Source organism: Vibrio sp. 2304 (assembly GCF_033339475.1).
Taxonomy (GTDB): domain Bacteria; phylum Pseudomonadota; class Gammaproteobacteria; order Enterobacterales; family Vibrionaceae; genus Vibrio; species Vibrio alginolyticus.
Window position 1 is genome coordinate 1 of sequence record NZ_JAWOUQ010000045.1, and the last position, 1,122, is coordinate 1,122.

Annotated in this window: 1 protein-coding gene; it reads left to right on the top strand. The window is 34.5% G+C overall.

The window, feature by feature from the left end:
- Positions 1–1,122: MBG domain-containing protein (locus R7P64_RS24135; protein WP_318124125.1), on the top strand; the 1,122-nt coding region annotated here is incomplete at both ends.

Here is a 1,122-nt window from a genome sequence, read left to right on the forward strand (position 1 = left end):
AGTATACTACACCAAAGACGGAGATAATTGGACATTATCTAATCCTAAATTTAAAGATGTAGGAGAATATACAGTATATGTAAAAGTAGAAAATCCAAACTATGAAGATAGAACAGGATCAGCTACAGTAACAATAACAAAGAGAGATATAACGATAAAAGCACAAAGTGCAACAAAAGCATATGACGGGACACCACTAACAGCAAACGGATATGAAATAGTAGATGGAATATTCGTAGGAGAAGAAGGATTTGAAAGTGTAACAGTAGAAGGATCACAAACACTAGTAGGAACAAGTGACAACACAATAACAGGATACACTTTCAAAGACAACACAAAATCAATAAACTACAATGTAATAACTCAAGAGGGAACACTAACAGTAACAAAAGCACAAGGAGAAGAGCTAGAACTAGCAGGATACACTGGAGTATATGACGGAGAAGAACACAGCATAACAGTGGTAAACTTAGTAGACGGCGATACAGTATACTACACCAAAGACGGAGAAGACTGGACATTATTTAATCCTAAATTTAAGGATGTAGGAGAATATACAGTATATGTAAAAGTAGTAAATCCAAACTATGAAAATAGAGAAGGATCAGCTACAGTAACAATAACAGCAAAAGAAGTAACAATAACAGTAGATAGTAAAACAAAAGTATACGGAACAATAGACCCAACATTCACAGGAACAGTAGTAGGATTAATAAATGAAAACGACTTAGGAGAAATAACCTTTGTAAGAACAAATGACGATGAAGAAGTAGGAAATTACGAAGGAGTATTAGACGCAAACTATACAGATAATCCAAACTACAAAGTAGAAGTAATAAAAGGGAACTTTGAAATAACAAAAGCACAAGGAGAAGAGCTAGAAGTAGCAGGATACACTGGAGTATATGACGGATTAGAACACAGCATAACAGTAGGAAACTTAGTAGACGGAGATACAGTATACTACAGTAAAGACGGAGCAACTTGGACAGAAGAAAACCCAAGCTACACTGATGTAGGAGAATACAAAGTATATGTAAAAGTAGAAAATCCAAACTATGAAGATAGAACAGGATCAGCTACAGTAACAATAACAGAAAAAGAAGTAACAATAACAGTAGA